Here is an 18,311-nt window from a genome sequence, read left to right on the forward strand (position 1 = left end):
ATTAAAGAAAAATTAAACTGGCTTAGTCCGGTCAATTATAGAGTTGAGTATGAATCTAAGGTTGCATAAAACTTAAAATACTGGAATGAAAATTCATTCCAGTATAAAGTCCAACTTTTGGGTCTCAGTACAGAAACCTACACTCTTTTTTACTAAAATAAATTATTTACATACATTTCCTGCTACGTTTAATATATCCCACGTTCTGGCAAACGGTGGTGCATAACATAAATCCAACATTCCTAATTGTTCTGTTGTTAACTTTCCAAATATAGCTGCTGCTACTACATTAGCTCTTTGAACTGCATCCTTAAATCCAGCTACTTGCCCTCCTAATATTATTTTTGTCTTTGCATCATAAACAAGCTTTACATACATCTTATCTCTACCTGGATAGTAATTAGTTTGGTTAAAATCAGATATGAATTTAACTTTAAAATCTAATCCTAATTTTTGCGCTTGACCTTCTGTAAGACCAGTTGAACCAGCTTCCATGTTTATAACTTTTAAACAGCTTGAACCTAATGAACCTTGGAATGCATTGTTAAATCCTGCTAAATTTTCTCCAACTATTCTTCCTAATTTGTTAGCTCCTGTTGCTAATGGTACATAAGTATCTTTACCACTTACTATATTTTTTATAGTTGCACAGTCTCCTGCTGCGTATATATCTTCTATAGAAGTTCTGCCAAACTCATCAACTACTATTGCACCATTTTGTAACATTTCTATACCACTATCTTTCAAGAATGTTGTAGCTGGTCTAACTCCAGTCGCTATTATAACTACATCAGCATCAACTTCTCCTCTGTTAGTTATAACTTTTTCTACCTTAGTTTCTCCAACTAATTCAGAAACAAGCTCCTCTAATCTTAAGTCTACATTATGTTTTCTTATTTCTTCTTCTAAAACATCTGTTATTTCTCTATCAAATACTTGCTCTAATATTCTATCCGTTGCTTGTACTACAGTTACATTTTTTCCTAATTTCTTAGCCGCTTCCACTGCTTCTAATCCTATAAATCCAGCACCTATTATAACTACGTTTTTGTTTTCTTCTTTGTTTAATAATTCTTTCACTTTTATTCCATCTGCCATACTCTTTAATGTTGAAACATTTTCAATTTTAACATTTTTTATAGGCGGTATTATACTACTCGCTCCTGTTGCTATCATTAATTTATCGTAGAAATCTTCAAATTCTACTCCAGTTTCTGTGTTTTTTACCATAACCTTTTTATTAGTTACATCTACATTAATAACTTCATGGAATATATTTAAATCAATTCCAGTTTCTCTAAATTTTTCTGGACTTCTTGCTATCATATCGCTTGGATTATCAAAAAATCCACCAACAAAATATGGTAATCCACATGCACCAAATGATACTACATCAGTTTTTTCATAAACTACAACCTCATACTCGGGTTGCATTCTTTTTAACTTAGCTGCTGCACTCATCCCTGCTGCAACTGCTCCTACTATTATAACTCTCATATTTAGTCCTCCTCAAATAGTCACAATCATATATTAAGTTTGTGTTTTTCTTAATATTATATATACCCACTTACAGTTATTATGCTAACATTTTTTTATATGAAAATCCATATTATAATATCTTTTATCATTTCTGTTAATTATTTTAAGTAAAAAAATAAAAGCACCTGAATTTTTACAGATGCTTTTGAGTACTATCTTCTTGATGCTCTTTTTGTTGGTTTACCTTTTTTAGTAACATTCTCATCCTTAACTTTCGCTTTTGCTTGCTCGTGTCCAGGGAATATTATTTTAGGTTCTTCTAAATTCTTTTTATATAAAGTAAACTTAGATCCTATAGATTGAACAAATTCAGCTCTTAAAGCTTCACATACTGCATTTGCAGTTTCTTTAGTATCAAGTCCTGCATTTTCAAGTATTGTAACTTTAACTATTTCTTTAGTTCTTAACATACCGTCAAGTTGCTCTAAGAAACTTTCTGTTATACCATCTTTACCTATTTGAGTAACAGGCTTTAATGTATTTGCTATTGATCTTAAGTATGCTCTTTGCTTTCCTTTTAACATATCTTCACCTCTTTTATTCTAGTTGTAGAATTCGAATTCTAATTCGTAAATTCTAACAGTGTCACCATCTTCAATTCCCATTTCTCTAAGTCTGTCAAATACACCTTGACTTTCCATAACTTTTTGGAAGTATTGAAGAGATTCCATATCGTCGAAGTTAACAGAGTACATGATTCTTCTAAGCATTTTGCCTGTAACAACATATACTTCATCTTGTATTTCTATAGTTAAAGCTTCATCTTCTTGTACATCCAATTCAGGCTTGTACATTTCTTCTTCTGTAACTAGTTCTATATCTTCAACTTCTTTTAATAATGGTGTTACATAAGCTATAACATCATCTACACCTTGACGAGTTGCTGCAGACATTTTAAATACTTTATATCCTCTGCCTTCTAGCTCATTTTTAAATTCTTCAAATATACTTTCATCTTCTAATATATCTATTTTATTAGCTACTACCACTTGTGGTCTTGTTGCTAATTTTTCATTATACATTTTAAGTTCATCATTTATTTTATCGAAGTCTTCTAAAGCATTTCTACCTTCTAGCCCAGTTATATCAACTATATGTATTAATACTTTAGTTCTCTCAACGTGTCTTAAGAAATCATGTCCTAATCCTACACCTTCAGCAGCACCTTCTATAAGGCCTGGTATATCAGCTAATACAAAACTCTCCCCAAACTTTGTCTCAACAACACCTAAGTTAGGAGTTAAAGTTGTGAAGTGATAATTTGCTATCTTTGGTTTAGCCTTAGTTACAACTGATAAGAATGTAGATTTACCTACATTAGGGAATCCTAAAAGTCCTACATCCGCTATCATCTTAAGCTCTAAAGTTACCCATCTTTCTTGTCCCTCTGTACCAGACTTTGCGAAAGATGGAGCTTGTCTTACTGCGTTGGCAAAATGTTGATTTCCTTTTCCGCCTCTACCGCCTCTTACAATTGATGCTCTATCGCCTTCTTCTTTTAAATCAGCTAATATTAGACCTGTTGCTTCATCTCTTATTATTGTTCCTGCAGGAACTTTAAGAATTAAATCGTCTCCATTTTTACCTGCTCTTCTTGATTTCGATCCATCTCCACCTGGCTCTGCAGAATATTTTCTTTGATATTTAAAATCCATTAGTGTTCTAAGACCTAAATCAACTTCAAATATAATACTCGCACCCTGTCCACCGTCTCCACCATCTGGACCACCAGCTGGAACATACTTTTCTTTTCTAAAACCTACCGCACCATTTCCACCGTTTCCGGCTTTAACAAAAATCCTTGCTTTATCTATAAACACATTAATCACCTACTTGATTAAACTTTTTTATTATTTTGTCCAATATATATATATATAATTCTATAAATATCTATTTACAAGAAAAAGGAGTGTATTAACACTCCTTTTTGGCATATTACTCAGCTATTGCTACTGGGTATATACTTACTTTCTTTCTTTTCTTATCTTTTCTTTCGAATTTAACAGCACCGTCAACTAATGCAAATAAAGTGTCATCGCCACCTTTACCTACGTTAGTCCCTGGATGTATTTTAGTACCTCTTTGTCTTACTATTATACTACCAGCAGTTACTACTTGTCCGTCATATCTCTTAACACCTAATCTTTTAGCTGCAGAATCTCTACCATTCTTAGAAGATCCTACCCCTTTCTTAGATGCAAGTAATTGTAAGTTCATGTTTAACATATGGAGTCACCCCCTACTTTTTTAAGATTTTTATATTTTTGGGATATTCCCGTTTAATTTCTTCAATTGCTAATTGAAAGTGATTTAATAATAGATGAGCGTCTTCTAAGTATTCATCTTTAACAATGCATTCTATGTGACCTTCTTGTCCAATTACTTTTTCAAATTCAACTTTGACTAATTTGTCTAAAGAATTTATGACTGCAACAGCATTAGATGTAACTGCAGCACATACTATATCATAACCAATTTCAGCGAAATCAGCATGACCCTTTAAACAGAATCCTCTCATAGAGAAGTCATCATTGTAATAATATTTAACTTTTATCATTACTTATACCAACAATTAAGCGTTTATCTTTTCGATAACTATCTTAGTGTATGGTTGACGATGTCCTTGCTTTTTTCTGTAGTCTTTCTTAGCCTTATACTTGAAAACTATTATTTTCTTAGCTTTACCTTGTTCAACAACTTTTGCTTGAACAGAAGCACCTTCAACAACTGGAGCTCCAACTACTAGCTCTCCGTCTTTAGTACAAGCTAATACTTCGTTTAAAGTAACAACATCACCTGCGTTAGCTTCTAGCTTTTCAACGAATAATACATCACCTTCAGCAACCTTATATTGCTTTCCACCTGTTTTAACTATAGCGTACATTAAATACACCTCCTCGGTCTAAACTCGCCATATAGGTACTTCCGTTAAGAAGTTTTTAACCTTGTCTGTGCGGCATTACAGTTATTAATATTACTACTTTCCTGTCGATTTGTCAACTAAGTATTATAAATTATATTTATTTTTTCGTAATTTAATTCACTGCTTCCCTCTAACTCTGTTATTATACCATGATTTTCACTTATTTTTTTAATTATATCCATAAAATTTTTATTTACTAAATTATATAAATTACTATTTAATACAATGGTAATATTGTTGTATGATGTATGTTGATTAATCCTAATCATTTCTTTCTCTATAGTATCTATTAAATAATTAACTGATTTTCTATAAGCCTTACCTTCACACTCACTACATTCATCTAAATAATACTTATCTATAGAGTCTTTTTCTCTTCTTCTTGCCACTTCTACTAGCCCTAACCTAGTCATACCTAGAACTTCAGATTTTCTTTTGTCTTTTTGTAGTTCTTCTTCTAATGTTTTTAAAAGTACTTCTTTATATTTAGCTTTATGCATATCTATAAAATCTATTATAATTATTCCGCCAATATCTCTGAGTTTTAATTGTTTTGATATTTCTACCGCTGCTTCTATATTGGTTTTATATACTGTTTCCTCTAGTTTTAAATTTCCCGTGAATTTTCCTGTATTAACATCTATAACTGTAAGGGCTTCTGTCTTTTCTATTATTAAATAGCCCCCACTTTTTAACCATACTTTTTTATTCAAACATTTTTCTATTTGAGTGTTAACTCTATATAAATCAAACACATCTTTATTTTCTTCTAAGACTAATTTTTCTGCATATTCTTTTCTTACAGATTTTAATATACTTTTTAGTTCTTCATATTTTTCACTATTATTAGTTATTATTTTTTCCACATCTTCATTTACATTATCTTTTACATACTTACTTGCAAAGTCTAAACTTTTATATAAAAGTTTTGCTTCCATTCCTAACTTATATTCTTTTAAAATATTGTCATATTGTTTTTTTAATTCCTCTATATCAGCTTCTAATTCCTCTTTAGTACATCCTATTGCTTCTGTCCTTATAATCAAGCCTAAATTCTCTTTGTTTATAGATTTAGCAATTTTCTTTAGTCTAAATCTTTCTTTTTCTTCAGTAATTTTATTCGATATAGTCGTTCTATCATTTGATGGTATATAAACTAAATATCTTCCTGCTAAACTTATCTCAAGATTTAATTTAGCTCCTTTAGTTCCTATCTCCTCTTTATTTATCTGAACTAGAATTTCTTGTCCTGATTTTATAGTGTTATCTCTTTTCAGTTGAAGGTATGCTAATTTTTCAAACCCAACATCCACAAAACAAGCTTCTATGCCTGGAAGTACTTTTTTAACTATACCTCTGTATATATTAGATACAGTTTTATCTTTTTTATTGTCTTCTATAAATATTTCACTCAATTTATCATCTTCAAGGACTGCAGTCTTTTGAGATGATACTAATGATTCTATTATTATTTTTTTCATAAAATTGCTCCTTGTATAAGTATAGACTGATGGCGCTTTGTCACTATTATAAAAAAGTCTTCAATTAAAAATTTATAAGGAAGACTTTTTTGAAGCACATATACGAAAATTATATTTATCCACAGTTTTAAAATGAATATAATTTCCTATGTGCTATAAAAAAGTCCTAATATATAAAAAAAGGTGGTTTTAGCCACCTTTTTTATCTACATAGGACATACTAATTGCCCATCTTCTACTACATATGAATCTCTTCTTAATATATCTACATCTAATGAATCCATTTCTAATTCTAACATCTCTAATATTTTAGGAATAAATATAGAATTATTTAAGTTTGCTTTAGATCCAGTAGCAGTCGTCGCTTCTAGAGTTATAACATTTTCACTTAAGTCTAATATATCAAATTGTTTTATCATTGGTCTTATATTAGATTCTACCATTTTTCCTTTTTTATTTTTCTTAGTTATCATTATTTCTTCTTGACTCATAAATTCTAATATTTTAGATTTTACAAATTCCTTACTTAAGGCTTTTTCAAGTTCTATAGTGAATATATATTCTCCATACTCTATTGTTGAAGCTAGAGATGGTGTTTGTCTAGTTATTTCCATAGCTTTCATGAATGTTATACCTTTTGGTAATTGTTCGTTCATTCTATTTAAGTATTCTTCAACACTTAAATCATCTTCTATTTCAACATCTACGTACTCTCCTTGACTTTCTGTACCTAATGCTAGTGCATTTCCATAACTTATCTTAGGATGAGGATTAAATCCTTGAGAATAGCATAATTCTATTTCAGCTCTTCTAAACGCCCTTTGTAATAATTGTTGTAAATCTAGGTGTGATATGTATATCATATCTCCTTCTTTATTAAACTTTGCTCTTATTATTTTACTCATGATTAACACATCCCCCTTCCGATATCGTGTGTATTTATACCGCATGCATTACACTTATGTCTACAGTCAGGAGTAATTGCATCTTGTGTTGCTTTTTCGTTTTCTCTAACTAAGAATTTCTTAGTTACTCCTACATCTATATGATCCCATGGGAATACTTCTTCATAGTTTCTTTCTCTATTTGCATAGAATTCTATCGAAAGATTATTTTTTTCCATAGCTTCTTTCCATGTATCTAAACTAAAGTGTTCAGACCATCCATCAAATTTAGCTCCTGCTTTAAATGCATCATATATAGCTTTACCTATTTTTCTATCTCCTCTAGCTACTACTGCTTCCATCAAGCTAGTTTTAGAATCATGATAGTTATATTTTATATTTCCATTTTTTAATTTTCTAACTAAATGTCTTTGTTTTTCTACTACTACTTCTGTAGTGTCTTGCCCATGCCATTGGAATGGTGTAAATGGTTTAGGTACAAATGTTGATGTACTTACTGTAACACCAAAATCTCTTTTTATTTTCCCATTATGAACATTTCTATAAGTATCTATAACATCATATGCAAGTTTAGCTATACCATCTAAATCATCATAAGTTTCTGTTGGAAGTCCTATCATGAAGTATAATTTAACACGATTCCATCCCATTTCGAATGCTTTTCTTGTTGCATTTTCTAAATCTTCTTCACTTACACCTTTGTTTATAACATCTCTCATTCTTTGAGTTCCTGCTTCTGGTGCAAATGTTAATCCTGATTTTCTTACTTGTTGTATTTTTTCAGCTATTTCCATAGAGAAATTATCAAGTCTTAATGATGGAAGTGATATACCTATATTTCTTGGAGTATATTCATTTACTAAGTAGTCTGTAAGTTCTTCTAACTGACTATAATCACTTGTACTTAAAGATGATAATGATATTTCATCATATCCTGTATTTTTAACTAAATTTTCTAATACTTCTTTAAGTCTTTCTACACTTTTTTCTCTTATAGGTCTATATATCATTCCTGCTTGGCAGAATCTACATCCTCTTGTACATCCTCTAAATAATTCTAAAACTATTCTGTTATGTACAGTATCAATAAATGGCACTATTATTTTTTCTGGATATTGTACTGTTTCCATATCTTTTATTATTCTTTTTTGAGGATTAGTCGGTACTCCTAATCTATTTGGAAGTACTGATTTTACTGTGTTATCTTCATTATATTCAACATCATAGAAGCTTGGTATATAAACTCCATTTATTGAAGATATTTTATATAAGAAATCTTCTCTAGTAGTTTTATTTTTTTTCCACTCTTTATAAGCATTTACAACTTCTAAATTTACCTCTTCACCCTCACCTAAAATTACTATATCTACAAAATCAGCTAAAGGTTCAACATTATATGCACAAGGTCCACCAACTAATATAAATGGATCCTCTAACTTTCTTTCTTCTCTTAATAACGGTATGTTAGCTAAATCTAATATATTTAATATGTTAGTATAAGAAAGTTCATATTGAAGTGTGAATGTTACAAAGTCAAAGTTAGTTATTGATTCTCTTGACTCTAATGCGAATAAAGGTATTTTTTTTTCTCTCATTATATTTTCCATATCAATAGCCGGAGAATATATTCTTTCACAGAATACATCTTCATCCTTATTTATTACATCATATAATATGTGGCTTCCTAAGTGACTCATCCCAACCTCATATAAATCTGGGAAACATTGAGCATATCTTATTAAATTTCCATTCATTGTATCTTTATGTACTGAATTTATCTCATTTCCAAGATACCTAGCAGGTTTTTCAACCTTCTTTAAAATTCTTTTTAAATCTACTTTATTCATCTATTTTAAAACCTCCAATAAGTTTATTATTTTCTAGACATAAATATTATTATACACGATATGATATTATGTATCAAAATATTATTAGCTATTTAAATATAGTTTTCCCAATTTGTTTTCTTGTTATAGTTATTATTTTGTTTTATTATATAGTATATGGGTATAATCTTTGTATAATATTATTTTCGGGAGGATTTATAATGAGTAATGTATTTGAAATAAAGAAAGATATTTACTATGCAGGTGTCATAGATAAGGATTTAGAAGTATTTGACATAATAATGAAGACAGAATTTGGTACTACTTATAACTCTTATTTAATTAAAGATGAAAAAACAGTTTTATTTGATACTGTAAAACCTAATTTCAAAGAAGAATTTTTAAATAACATATCACAACTTACTGATATAGCTAATATAGATTATGTGGTAATTCATCATACTGAGCCTGACCATGCAGGTAGCTTGAAGTACCTTTTAGATTTAAATCCTAATATAGAGGTTTTCTGTACAGGTGTAGCTAAATTGTACTTAAGTGAACAAATAAATAAGCCATTTAAATGTCATGTTATAAAAGATGGAGAAACTTTAAATATCGGTAAAAGGAATATTAAATTTATAACTGCTCCATTCTTACACTGGCCAGATACAATGTTTACTTACATTGAAGAAGATAAGACTTTATTTACTTGTGATGCTTTTGGATGCCACTTTGCTAACGTTGACTGTGATGCTGTAGAACATGAAGATTACCTAAAATCATCAAAACACTACTATGATTGTATAGTTAAACCTTTTGCTAAACATGCTTTAAATGCTATAAATAAAGTTATTGAATTAAAAATAGATTTTGATACAATTTTAACTTCTCACGGTCCAATGCTTACTAAAAACCCTATGGAAATAGTTAAAAGATATTTAGATTGGTCAACTGAGGTTGTAAGTACTACTAATCAAAATCAAGTGGCGGTATTTTACTTATCAGCTTACACTAACACTTATGTAATGGCTAAAAAAATAGAAGAAGGTGCAATATCTGAAGGTGCCAAAGTTACTTTGTATGATTTAGAAAATATAAGCTTGAAAGAAATGCACGATGCAGTTGTAATGTCAAAGGTTATATTATTAGGTTCTCCAACTATAAATAGAAGTATGGTCAAGCCTATGTGGGACTTATTCTCTGTAATAGACCCTATGGCTAACCAAGGTAAAATCGGAGGAGTATTTGGTTCATACGGTTGGAGCGGAGAAGGTCTAACTATGGCTGAAACTCTATTAAAATCAATGTCATTTAAAATGCCTATTGAAACAATGAAGAAGAAATTCTTCCCAAGTGAAGATACTTTAAATGAATGTTTAAATTTAGGTGCTGAGTACGGTAAATTGATTAAATAATAATTTAAAGTAAATTGATAATTTATCATTTCCTTTTTTACTTATGATTTCAAAAATCTGGAACCTAAATTAACCGTCTTATTTTAATACTTAGGCTATGAAAATAGAGTACTATGTAATTTAACATAGTACTCTATTTTTGTGAATTTTTAATTTAAATTCTTTGGCTTGTCGTCTTTCTAACGTCCCTCCAAGAAAGTTCTCCTCTATCCAACGCTTTTATAAATATTTCTGCTGAAGCTAAATTTGTAGCTACAGGAACATAATAAACGTCACACAATCTCATCAATGCTTGTATGTCTGGTTCATGAGCTTGGGATGTAAGTGGGTCTCTTAAAAAAATCACTAAATCTATATCTTGAGATACTACCAATGAACCAATTTGTTGGTCACCTCCAAGCGGACCTGATGCAAGTCTATTTATCTTCAAGTCAGTTGCATCCATAATCTTTTTACCTGTAGTTCCAGTTGCATATATTCCATATTTTTTTAATATAGCTTCATATCCTATACAAAATCCAATCATTGTGTTTTTCATTTCATCATGTGCTATTAATGCGATATTCATATGTTCCTCCGAATTTGTTAAAAGTTTATTTTCTTCCTTCTCATACAAACATTTAGAACTAGTCCTAAGTTTGCTAAAGATGTTAATAAAGAACTACCTCCATAACTTACAAATGGAAGTGTTACCCCCGTTACAGGAATTAACGCTACGGTCATTCCTATATTTTGAATTACTTGATATCCAAACATACTCATAACCCCAATTACAATCAGTGTACCATAAAAATCTTTGGCCTCCCCAGCTATTGAAATCATTCGGGTTAAAAATAGAGCATATAAAGCTATTACAGTTGCCATCCCTACTGCACCTAATTCTTCGCCTATAACCGCAAAGATAAAGTCACTTTCTTGCACAGGTAAAAAACCTTCTTGATTTTGAGTACCATTATATAACCCTTTTCCAATTGTTCCACCTGACCCTATAGCAATCGTAGATTGCATTACTTGATAATTCCCTTTTAATGTCGGGTCTTCTGGGTTTAAAAAAGCTTCTATTCTTTCCTTTTGGTGAGGCGCCATAAGTAAGTACATAACAGGTAATGCTACTACCGCGATTACTGCCGCTCTTTTTATTAATTTTATATCAAGACCTGCTGTAAATAGCATACCTACTATTATACAACTAAATACTATTGCAGTCCCTAAATCTGGCTGTGCAAATAATAATCCTATAAATGGTAGTGCATATACTGCTACAGGTATTATTTCCTTTATAGTATTTAATTTTCCTTTTCTCGATTCAACTATCTTTGCATAACTTAATATAAATGTCAATTTAACTAATTCTGAAGTTTGAAAGTCTAGAGGACCTAATCTTAACCATGATGTAGCTCCACCCATGTTTTTTCCAATACCCGGAATTAAAACTATAACTAGTAATATTAGACTAATAATATATAACGCTTTATAATATTTACCTAAGAAATTATAGTCAAATAAAAGTATACCAACTATCATAATCAGCCCTAACCCAAAAGCTAAACTTTGTTTATATATTTGAAGATAGTTTCCTGTTATTTGTGCATGTGTTGCACTACTTAAAACAACTAATCCAAATCCAAATATAGCAAGAACTATAGTTATCAGTTTCCAATCTAATTGTTTTATTAATTTAATAGTCGATTTATATTCTATCATGTATTCACCATCTTCCTAACTTTGCGCATATAAATTATGCTTTTTATTAATTAAAATAAAGGGGGATTTTATATCCCCCTTTTAAATATATTTACACGCTTCTACCTTTTATATGTCTAAGCGGTATATTCGCAACTAAAGCAGACACTGGCATATCATCGTTATCTCCTCTTACCTTAGACATTTTGATTTCAAGACCATCTTCTTCGATTTCTGCATAATTAGCTATAACTCTAAGAATATCTGTCTTTATCATATCTAAAAGCTGTGGAGAACAATCTACTCTATCATGTACTAAAACTAATTTTAATCTTTCTTTTGCAACAGATTTACTAGCCTTAGATTCGTTAGAAAAAACTTTAAATAAATCTAACACGGATATATCCCCCTTCACTACTTGGCCATACCAAACATTTTCTTAATTTTACTAAAGATATTATTATCAGTTTCTATTTCTACTAAAGGTATTTCATTACCTAATATTCTTTGAGCAATGTTTTTATATTCTTGTCCTGCACTAGACTTAGCATCTAAAATAGCAGGCTCTCCCTTATTTGTAGATACTATTATACTTTCATCATCAGGAACTAATCCTATTAATTTTATTGCTAAGATTTCTATGATATCTTGTTTACTCATCATATCTCCACGTCTTACCATATCTTGTCTTATTCTGTTTATAACTAGTTGAATATCTTTAATTTCATGTGCTTCTAACAGACCTATAATTCTATCAGCATCTCTTACCGCAGATACTTCTGGATTTGTTACTACTATCGCTCTATCTGCTCCAGCTATAGCATTTTTAAAACCTTGCTCTATACCTGCTGGACAATCTATTAGTACATAATCAAAGGTTTCTCTAAGTTGATCACATAAGCTAGACATTTGGTCTACTGTTATTGCATTTTTGTCTCTTGTCTGAGCAGCTGGTAGTAAATACAGATTTTCAAATCTTTTATCTTTTATTAATGCTTGCTTTAATCTGCATGTACCTTCAACAACATCTACTATATCATAAACGATTCTATTTTCAAGACCCATAACTACATCTAAGTTTCTAAGTCCTATATCTGCATCTACTATAACTGTTTTCTTATTTTCCATGCTTAGAGCAGTTCCTAAGTTTGCCGCGGTAGTAGTTTTTCCAACTCCACCTTTACCCGATGTTATAACTATAACTTCGCTCATATTACTACCCCCTATTGATTTATCCTTATTATTTTATTATTTTAGGTAAATAACTTTCTATGATTATTCTACCATCGCTCACCAAGGCTATCTCTGGGCTGACTAATTTTTCTTCTTCATAGTTTTCATCATCTGGAGCTTCTGCTATATTTTGAGCTATTTGTAATACTTTTGCATTGAGATTATTTGCTACAACATATGCATTTTCATTGCCTATAGAACCTGCATGTATAAAACCTTTTACTCTCCCCATTACAATAACATTACCATTAGCTACAACTCTTGCACCAGGGTCTATATTTCCCATAACAACTACATTTGAAGTTGAACTTACTTGTGAACCAGATTTCATATCCGTCATTACAATTATATCTCCATCAAATTCAATATTTTCTCCAGATCTAAGATTGTTAACATATTTAGTTTGAAAGTTACAAACCTCTTTATTTTCATATTCTTCTATAAACTCAACGTCAAATCTTGATAAAATATCGTCTTTTATATTTATAATTTGTATATCACTCAAACACTCACAATTAATCTCACAAATTTTAGCTCCATTAAAAAAACCTACAGATGATTCTAGCCTCTCTACTATACTTTGCTTTATTTCATCAAAAGACGCAACTCTTTTAATATTTACTATTATCCCTCTTTTACTACCTTTGAACTCAACTAGTTCTGTGACATTAAATTCTTTCAAAGACATAACAACCTCCAGAGTGATATATCATTTATATATTCTGCAAAAAAAACTTTATTCCTCTTTATTTTTTCATTTTTGGCACAAAATTTATATCTTCTTTTTTCAATTCATTAAGATTTTTTTCTACATTATCTGCATTATTATCTGCATTTGAGTTTGATTTATTTTCACCTATTCCAAAATAATTTCCCATAACTTCTCTAACAAGTAACATAGCATTACCACCAGTTTTACCTTGAGGTATCATAGCTACTACAGCTATTTCAGGATCATCTGCTGGAGCTACTCCAAGTCCCCATGCAAAAGGCTCATAGTTTTGCTTGTATTGATCTATTTTTTCATCATTGATTTTAGGGTTCAACTCTTTTATTGCTTTTCTTAAGTAAGCTGCATTTATTTTATCTGTGTTTTCTAACTTTACCTTAACACCATCTTTTAACTCTTCTTCTAGCTTTTTTATTTCATTTTCTGTTAAATCTTTATTTTTTAATTCTTCCTTTATTTCTAATTTTCTTTTTTTCGATAACTCTTTTTCTCTTTCTAATTTCATTTCCTCAGAAAGTTTAGTTGCTTCATCAGTAACTACTCCATACGAAGCCATGTGACTTGTTAAATAGTCATATTCATTTTCAGTAGGTATTTTTCCACTTTTTTCTGCTGTACCTGTTTTACCTGCAACACTAACTGGGAAATTAGCAAATACTTTTTTTCCTGAACCTTCAGTTATAACTTGCTTCATACCTTGCAGTAAATGTTGTAGATTTTCACTATCCTTAAATTCTATTTTTTCTTTTTCATTTTCATCTATTTCTATTGAACTATAATTACTTGATACTACCTTATCTACAACAGATAAATCTACTAAATAACCACCATTTGCTATGGCTGCAGCATACCTTACCATCTGAGCTGGAGTATATTGATTTTCTCCTTGTCCTATTGCCAGGTTAAAGGTATCTGCTGTACTCCACTTAGCAAAGCTTAAGTAATCAAATACTATCATATCTGCAATAGGTTCAACTCTTTCTTCTTTAACTTTCATACTAGTTAACCTATCCATTGCTTCAACTCTACCTATTTTTTTATCTTCATCCGCCCAAGAAACTATTTTTTCTATTCTTTCTTCGTATTCATCTTTATTTTTTTCTTTACTTATATCAGTAAAATCATTTACCATCTCACTATTTAGCGCTGATCTTAATAAAGCTTTTGTACTATTTAATTTATCATCAACATTTGGAACTGTTCCTTTTATTTCACTAATTTCTTGATCTAATCCTGTATAATCATCTAACCCAAATAATCTAGCATAATCTAATACACCATTGGGTCCAACTTTCACATCTGGATCTTTACCGCCTATCCAGTTTTTACCACTCGATATCGTATAGAAATAAATATTACATGATTCTTGAATAGCCCTGTATAAATTCGTATATCCATGATTAGTTCTAGATTTATGCCATATTAAATCGGCAAATGGTCTTTCACCTAATTTAATTACACCAGTATCATTTATTGCATAGTTGGGACTTAATCCATTGTCTATTGCAGCCATGCCTGTTACCATTTTAAATATAGATCCTGGTTGGAATACCCCTTGGGTTGCTAAATTCACTTGTGGATTTGGTGCTAGTACATCATTTAGGTTTTTAGGTTGAAGATCTTTATAATCCTCATATGATATTCCATTTACAAATTTATTTGGGTCATAATCTGGATAACTCGCCATAGATAAAACATCACCAGTCTTTAGATCTATAGCCATTACTGCACCGGATTTTGCATTATTAACCACAGTACCCGTACTATAGTTTCCAAATTTACTTTGATACAATCCGCCTGTTGAAATAGCTTTTATAACACCTTTCAATGCCTTTTCTGTTTCTTCCTGCAACTCTTTATCTATACTAAGATATACAGTATCTCCTGACTGAGGTTTTGATACTTCTAACTCTTTAGTAACTCTACCTAGTGCATCTACTTGAACTTTTTTATATCCATCAACACCTTTTAGCTGCTCTTCAAATTTATTTTCAATACCAGATATACCTACAGTATCACCTTTAGAATATTTTTTACCTTCTTCTCTATTTAGATAATCATCTTCTTTAATTGATGGCATTTTACCCATAGTACCCAGTGTATGCGATGCTAAAGTTCCTTCTGGATAATCTCTTACTGGTTCTACTGCTACTGAAACTCCTGTGAGTTCCATAGCACTTTCTTCTACCTGAGCTATTATTTTTTCGCTAATGCCTTTAGCTATCGTTACTGGATTATATCGAGAGTATCCTTGTGACTTTATAAGATCTCTTACCACAAGTATTTTTCTTGCGTCTTGATCACCTAAATTCTCATCAACTTCATAGTTATTCCTAATCTCTTTAAATGCATCCTTTGCACTTATATTAGCCTTTTTTATCTTATAACTTTCTAACCAGTCTTTTTTATTTTTTTCCTCAGTGAACATCCATTTACTTACAAGTATGGGTGGATAATATCCATTTTCATTTAATTTTTCTTGTAACTTACTTACTTCTAAGCTTCTTTCCTCTTCTGTAAGTATTCCTTCATTTATTAATCTGTCTACTATATAGTAAAAACTTTCCTTTGCATTTAAGTCTTGTGGAATATTGTTTTCACTCTTATATTCTCTTATTTTTTTATTAAATACATAATAATAATTTCCATTATTGAAATATATCGGGAATTCATCTATGTATTCTTGTTTATTATCTTCTAGCATATTTATAAGCTTTAAAGATATCTCATTCGCCATAGATTTACCCTTAGAGTCTTTTTTGCTTATTGCATCTCCAGAAACTTGAATAGTAAATAGATTTGTATTTCCAGCTATCAGCCTACCATATCTATCTCTAATTTCACCTCTAGGAGCTTTTATAGGCAATTCTTTGTAAGTTTTATTTTCTGCTAGTTCTGTATAATGTTCATACTTAAACGTTGTCATATAAATTACTTTTACTAGAATAACTACAAACGCTACTAGTATAATATTTTTCATTATGGATAATCTATCAACCTTTTTATTTTCTTCCATCAAATCACCAACTAATCTTCTTTAAGTTTTGATACCGATTTTCTTGATATTTTATACAACAATATGCTTAATAAACTATTTGCTAGTGGAATTATAACTATACCCTTTAGCGCTAGTGTTGCCACTCCATAGCTGTTATAAACTTGGCTAACTACTGCTATATTTACCATAGAATCAAATAAGCTAGTTATAAATACCAATGCAAATATAGTTATACTGCTTTCTTTATATATTTTATTTTTCAAATGGCTAATTGAATATGCTATCACAAATAAAATCAACCCATTAACTCCAAATATCCCTCCTACAGTTATATCTTTTATAAGACCTACTATAGCAGCTATTATTCCTACTTCTAATTCATCTACATACAGTGAAATAATAGTGATATATATAATAACTATATTAAAACTTATACCGAGTATATCTAAATAGTTAATAATACTACTTTCTACCATTACTAATAAAATACCTAAGAGACAAAGTAAAACTCTTTTCATTATTAACAGTCTCCTTTATCCTATATTTCTTGGTTCAATAATCATAACGTCGTTGATGTTTTTAAAATCAGCATATGGCTTTACAACCACGTATTTCATTGATTTATTTTTATCATCTATTACCTGGTCAATTTCGCCTATTGGTATGCCTTTTGGATATAATCCTAGTCCAGACGTTACAACTACATCTCCAGGCAATACATTATAAGATGTCTCAAACATATATCCATGTAAAAAGCCTTTCTTCTTATACTTTTCTTTATCATCTAACGTTGAGTTTTGAGTTATAACTCCTTTGAAGTTAGGGTCTTTCATCAACTTAAAACTTACTGATGATTTTGTATCTAATAAAGAAATTGCCTTGCTATAATCTTTAGAGACTTCATACACCATTCCTACTAACCCATCCTCATTAACTACTATGCTTTCTTTTTTTACACCATCATTACTTCCAGCACCTATTGTGAAGCTGTTATACCAATTACCGTCATTTTTTCCTACTATACTAGTTGATATACTTTTAGCTTTATACTTTTCATCAACAAAATTAAGTACTTTTTTTAAGCTAGTAAGAGACTCTGATTCATTCAATCTGTTATTTAAATCGATTACTTCTTGTTTTAAGCTATCATTTTCTTTTTCTAATTTTGCTATTTCATTAGAATTTTTCTTATAGTTTGTTAAATCTTTAAGATTTTCTTGTAAAAATGTAAATCCTTGGTTAAAGTTTTTTTCTATTGCTGTTACTCCATCTAATAATATTCCTGGACCTACAGGATTAGTTCCAGAAAATTTGCCTATTGATATTACTACAATTCCAATTAAAGTGATAGCAACAATCCCCGTTGCTATCACTTTTATGTTAATCCTCTTTTTTTCCTTTTTATTCTTATCGAATTTCAAAATATCACCAACTTTTAATTACTTTCTAGAATTCATCATTAATACTTTTTCAAATATTTCTTGATCTTCTACTGATTTTCCTGTTCCTAAGGCAACACAATCTAGTGGATTTTCAGCTATTTGTACTGGCATTCCTGTTTCTTGCTTAACTAATTTA

General features: G+C 30.2%; 19 protein-coding genes. 1 reads left to right on the top strand and 18 read right to left on the bottom strand.

What is annotated here, in order from left to right:
* Positions 1-162: 162 nt before the first annotated feature.
* The 9 genes from AC11VW_RS12555 to AC11VW_RS12595 form a co-directional block, all read right to left on the bottom strand.
* Positions 163-1,497 carry a CoA-disulfide reductase gene (locus tag AC11VW_RS12555; protein ID WP_484301767.1) on the bottom strand — a complete coding sequence of 445 codons (1,335 nt, stop codon included), beginning with the start codon at positions 1,495-1,497 and terminating at the stop codon, positions 163-165.
* 194 nt (positions 1,498-1,691) lie between these two features.
* Complete coding sequence (locus AC11VW_RS12560; RefSeq protein ID WP_484301768.1) at positions 1,692-2,063, bottom strand: YhbY family RNA-binding protein; 372 nt, start codon at positions 2,061-2,063, stop codon at positions 1,692-1,694.
* 18 nt (positions 2,064-2,081) lie between these two features.
* Complete coding sequence (gene obgE, locus AC11VW_RS12565; protein ID WP_484301769.1) at positions 2,082-3,359, bottom strand: GTPase ObgE; 1,278 nt, start codon at positions 3,357-3,359, stop codon at positions 2,082-2,084.
* Between the two features lie 115 nt (positions 3,360-3,474).
* On the bottom strand, positions 3,475-3,765 hold the full coding sequence (rpmA, locus tag AC11VW_RS12570; protein ID WP_484301770.1) for a 50S ribosomal protein L27: 291 nt from the start codon (positions 3,763-3,765) through the stop codon (positions 3,475-3,477).
* 13 nt (positions 3,766-3,778) lie between these two features.
* Positions 3,779-4,096: a ribosomal-processing cysteine protease Prp gene (locus AC11VW_RS12575; protein ID WP_484301771.1), complete on the bottom strand. Its 318-nt coding sequence runs from the start codon at positions 4,094-4,096 to the stop codon at positions 3,779-3,781.
* A 15-nt stretch (positions 4,097-4,111) separates the two neighbouring features.
* A complete protein-coding gene (rplU, locus tag AC11VW_RS12580) occupies positions 4,112-4,423 on the bottom strand; it encodes a 50S ribosomal protein L21 (RefSeq protein ID WP_484301772.1) in 312 nt (103 codons plus the stop codon).
* Between the two features lie 116 nt (positions 4,424-4,539).
* On the bottom strand, positions 4,540-5,943 hold the full coding sequence (locus AC11VW_RS12585; protein ID WP_484301773.1) for an Rne/Rng family ribonuclease: 1,404 nt from the start codon (positions 5,941-5,943) through the stop codon (positions 4,540-4,542).
* Between the two features lie 206 nt (positions 5,944-6,149).
* On the bottom strand, positions 6,150-6,848 hold the full coding sequence (locus tag AC11VW_RS12590; RefSeq protein WP_484301774.1) for a TIGR03936 family radical SAM-associated protein: 699 nt from the start codon (positions 6,846-6,848) through the stop codon (positions 6,150-6,152).
* Positions 6,849-6,850: 2 nt separating this feature from the next.
* Positions 6,851-8,695, bottom strand: coding sequence for a TIGR03960 family B12-binding radical SAM protein (locus AC11VW_RS12595; protein WP_484301775.1), 1,845 nt, complete (start codon positions 8,693-8,695; stop codon positions 6,851-6,853).
* A gap of 200 nt (positions 8,696-8,895) precedes the next feature.
* On the opposite strand from AC11VW_RS12595, the gene AC11VW_RS12600 reads away from it, so the two are divergent.
* The gene (locus tag AC11VW_RS12600) at positions 8,896-10,089 is read left to right on the top strand and encodes an FprA family A-type flavoprotein (RefSeq protein ID WP_484301776.1); all 1,194 of its coding nucleotides are present in this window, start codon (positions 8,896-8,898) and stop codon (positions 10,087-10,089) included.
* Between the two features lie 154 nt (positions 10,090-10,243).
* Here AC11VW_RS12600 and mgsA read toward each other — a convergent pair whose 3' ends face one another.
* From mgsA to AC11VW_RS12645, 9 genes are all read right to left on the bottom strand, one after another.
* Entirely contained in the window at positions 10,244-10,657 is a 414-nt protein-coding gene (gene mgsA / locus AC11VW_RS12605) for a methylglyoxal synthase (protein WP_484301777.1), read from the bottom strand.
* 17 nt (positions 10,658-10,674) lie between these two features.
* Positions 10,675-11,793: a rod shape-determining protein RodA gene (gene rodA, locus AC11VW_RS12610; RefSeq protein ID WP_484301778.1), complete on the bottom strand. Its 1,119-nt coding sequence runs from the start codon at positions 11,791-11,793 to the stop codon at positions 10,675-10,677.
* Positions 11,794-11,884: 91 nt separating this feature from the next.
* Positions 11,885-12,169 carry a cell division topological specificity factor MinE gene (gene minE / locus AC11VW_RS12615; protein WP_484301779.1) on the bottom strand — a complete coding sequence of 95 codons (285 nt, stop codon included), beginning with the start codon at positions 12,167-12,169 and terminating at the stop codon, positions 11,885-11,887.
* A 17-nt stretch (positions 12,170-12,186) separates the two neighbouring features.
* The gene (minD, locus tag AC11VW_RS12620) at positions 12,187-12,984 is read right to left on the bottom strand and encodes a septum site-determining protein MinD (protein WP_484301780.1); all 798 of its coding nucleotides are present in this window, start codon (positions 12,982-12,984) and stop codon (positions 12,187-12,189) included.
* A gap of 28 nt (positions 12,985-13,012) precedes the next feature.
* Positions 13,013-13,693, bottom strand: coding sequence for a septum site-determining protein MinC (locus AC11VW_RS12625; RefSeq protein WP_484301781.1), 681 nt, complete (start codon positions 13,691-13,693; stop codon positions 13,013-13,015).
* A 58-nt stretch (positions 13,694-13,751) separates the two neighbouring features.
* Positions 13,752-16,751: a penicillin-binding transpeptidase domain-containing protein gene (locus AC11VW_RS12630; RefSeq protein ID WP_484301782.1), complete on the bottom strand. Its 3,000-nt coding sequence runs from the start codon at positions 16,749-16,751 to the stop codon at positions 13,752-13,754.
* A gap of 11 nt (positions 16,752-16,762) precedes the next feature.
* On the bottom strand, positions 16,763-17,251 hold the full coding sequence (gene mreD / locus AC11VW_RS12635; protein WP_484301783.1) for a rod shape-determining protein MreD: 489 nt from the start codon (positions 17,249-17,251) through the stop codon (positions 16,763-16,765).
* Between the two features lie 15 nt (positions 17,252-17,266).
* Complete coding sequence (gene mreC / locus AC11VW_RS12640) at positions 17,267-18,154, bottom strand: rod shape-determining protein MreC (RefSeq protein ID WP_484301784.1); 888 nt, start codon at positions 18,152-18,154, stop codon at positions 17,267-17,269.
* Positions 18,155-18,172: 18 nt separating this feature from the next.
* The coding region (locus AC11VW_RS12645) for a rod shape-determining protein (protein WP_484301785.1) at positions 18,173-18,311 on the bottom strand (139 nt) is incomplete at its 5' end.

The organism is Romboutsia sp., from assembly GCF_056995035.1.

What these genes read in the sequence shown, in the direction of transcription:
- minD (WP_484301780.1), bottom strand. Translation starts at nt 12,984, where the DNA reads ATGAGCGAAGTTATAGTTATAACATCGGGTAAAGGTGGAGTTGGAAAA.
- AC11VW_RS12575 (WP_484301771.1), bottom strand. Translation starts at nt 4,096, where the DNA reads ATGATAAAAGTTAAATATTATTACAATGATGACTTCTCTATGAGAGGA.
- mgsA (WP_484301777.1), bottom strand. Translation starts at nt 10,657, where the DNA reads ATGAATATCGCATTAATAGCACATGATGAAATGAAAAACACAATGATT.
- AC11VW_RS12560 (WP_484301768.1), bottom strand. Translation starts at nt 2,063, where the DNA reads ATGTTAAAAGGAAAGCAAAGAGCATACTTAAGATCAATAGCAAATACA.
- rodA (WP_484301778.1), bottom strand. Translation starts at nt 11,793, where the DNA reads ATGATAGAATATAAATCGACTATTAAATTAATAAAACAATTAGATTGG.
- rplU (WP_484301772.1), bottom strand. Translation starts at nt 4,423, where the DNA reads ATGTACGCTATAGTTAAAACAGGTGGAAAGCAATATAAGGTTGCTGAA.
- AC11VW_RS12625 (WP_484301781.1), bottom strand. Translation starts at nt 13,693, where the DNA reads ATGTCTTTGAAAGAATTTAATGTCACAGAACTAGTTGAGTTCAAAGGT.
- AC11VW_RS12630 (WP_484301782.1), bottom strand. Translation starts at nt 16,751, where the DNA reads ATGGAAGAAAATAAAAAGGTTGATAGATTATCCATAATGAAAAATATT.
- AC11VW_RS12600 (WP_484301776.1), top strand. Translation starts at nt 8,896, where the DNA reads ATGAGTAATGTATTTGAAATAAAGAAAGATATTTACTATGCAGGTGTC.
- AC11VW_RS12590 (WP_484301774.1), bottom strand. Translation starts at nt 6,848, where the DNA reads ATGAGTAAAATAATAAGAGCAAAGTTTAATAAAGAAGGAGATATGATA.
- AC11VW_RS12555 (WP_484301767.1), bottom strand. Translation starts at nt 1,497, where the DNA reads ATGAGAGTTATAATAGTAGGAGCAGTTGCAGCAGGGATGAGTGCAGCA.
- AC11VW_RS12595 (WP_484301775.1), bottom strand. Translation starts at nt 8,695, where the DNA reads ATGAATAAAGTAGATTTAAAAAGAATTTTAAAGAAGGTTGAAAAACCT.
- rpmA (WP_484301770.1), bottom strand. Translation starts at nt 3,765, where the DNA reads ATGTTAAACATGAACTTACAATTACTTGCATCTAAGAAAGGGGTAGGA.
- mreD (WP_484301783.1), bottom strand. Translation starts at nt 17,251, where the DNA reads ATGAAAAGAGTTTTACTTTGTCTCTTAGGTATTTTATTAGTAATGGTA.
- AC11VW_RS12585 (WP_484301773.1), bottom strand. Translation starts at nt 5,943, where the DNA reads ATGAAAAAAATAATAATAGAATCATTAGTATCATCTCAAAAGACTGCA.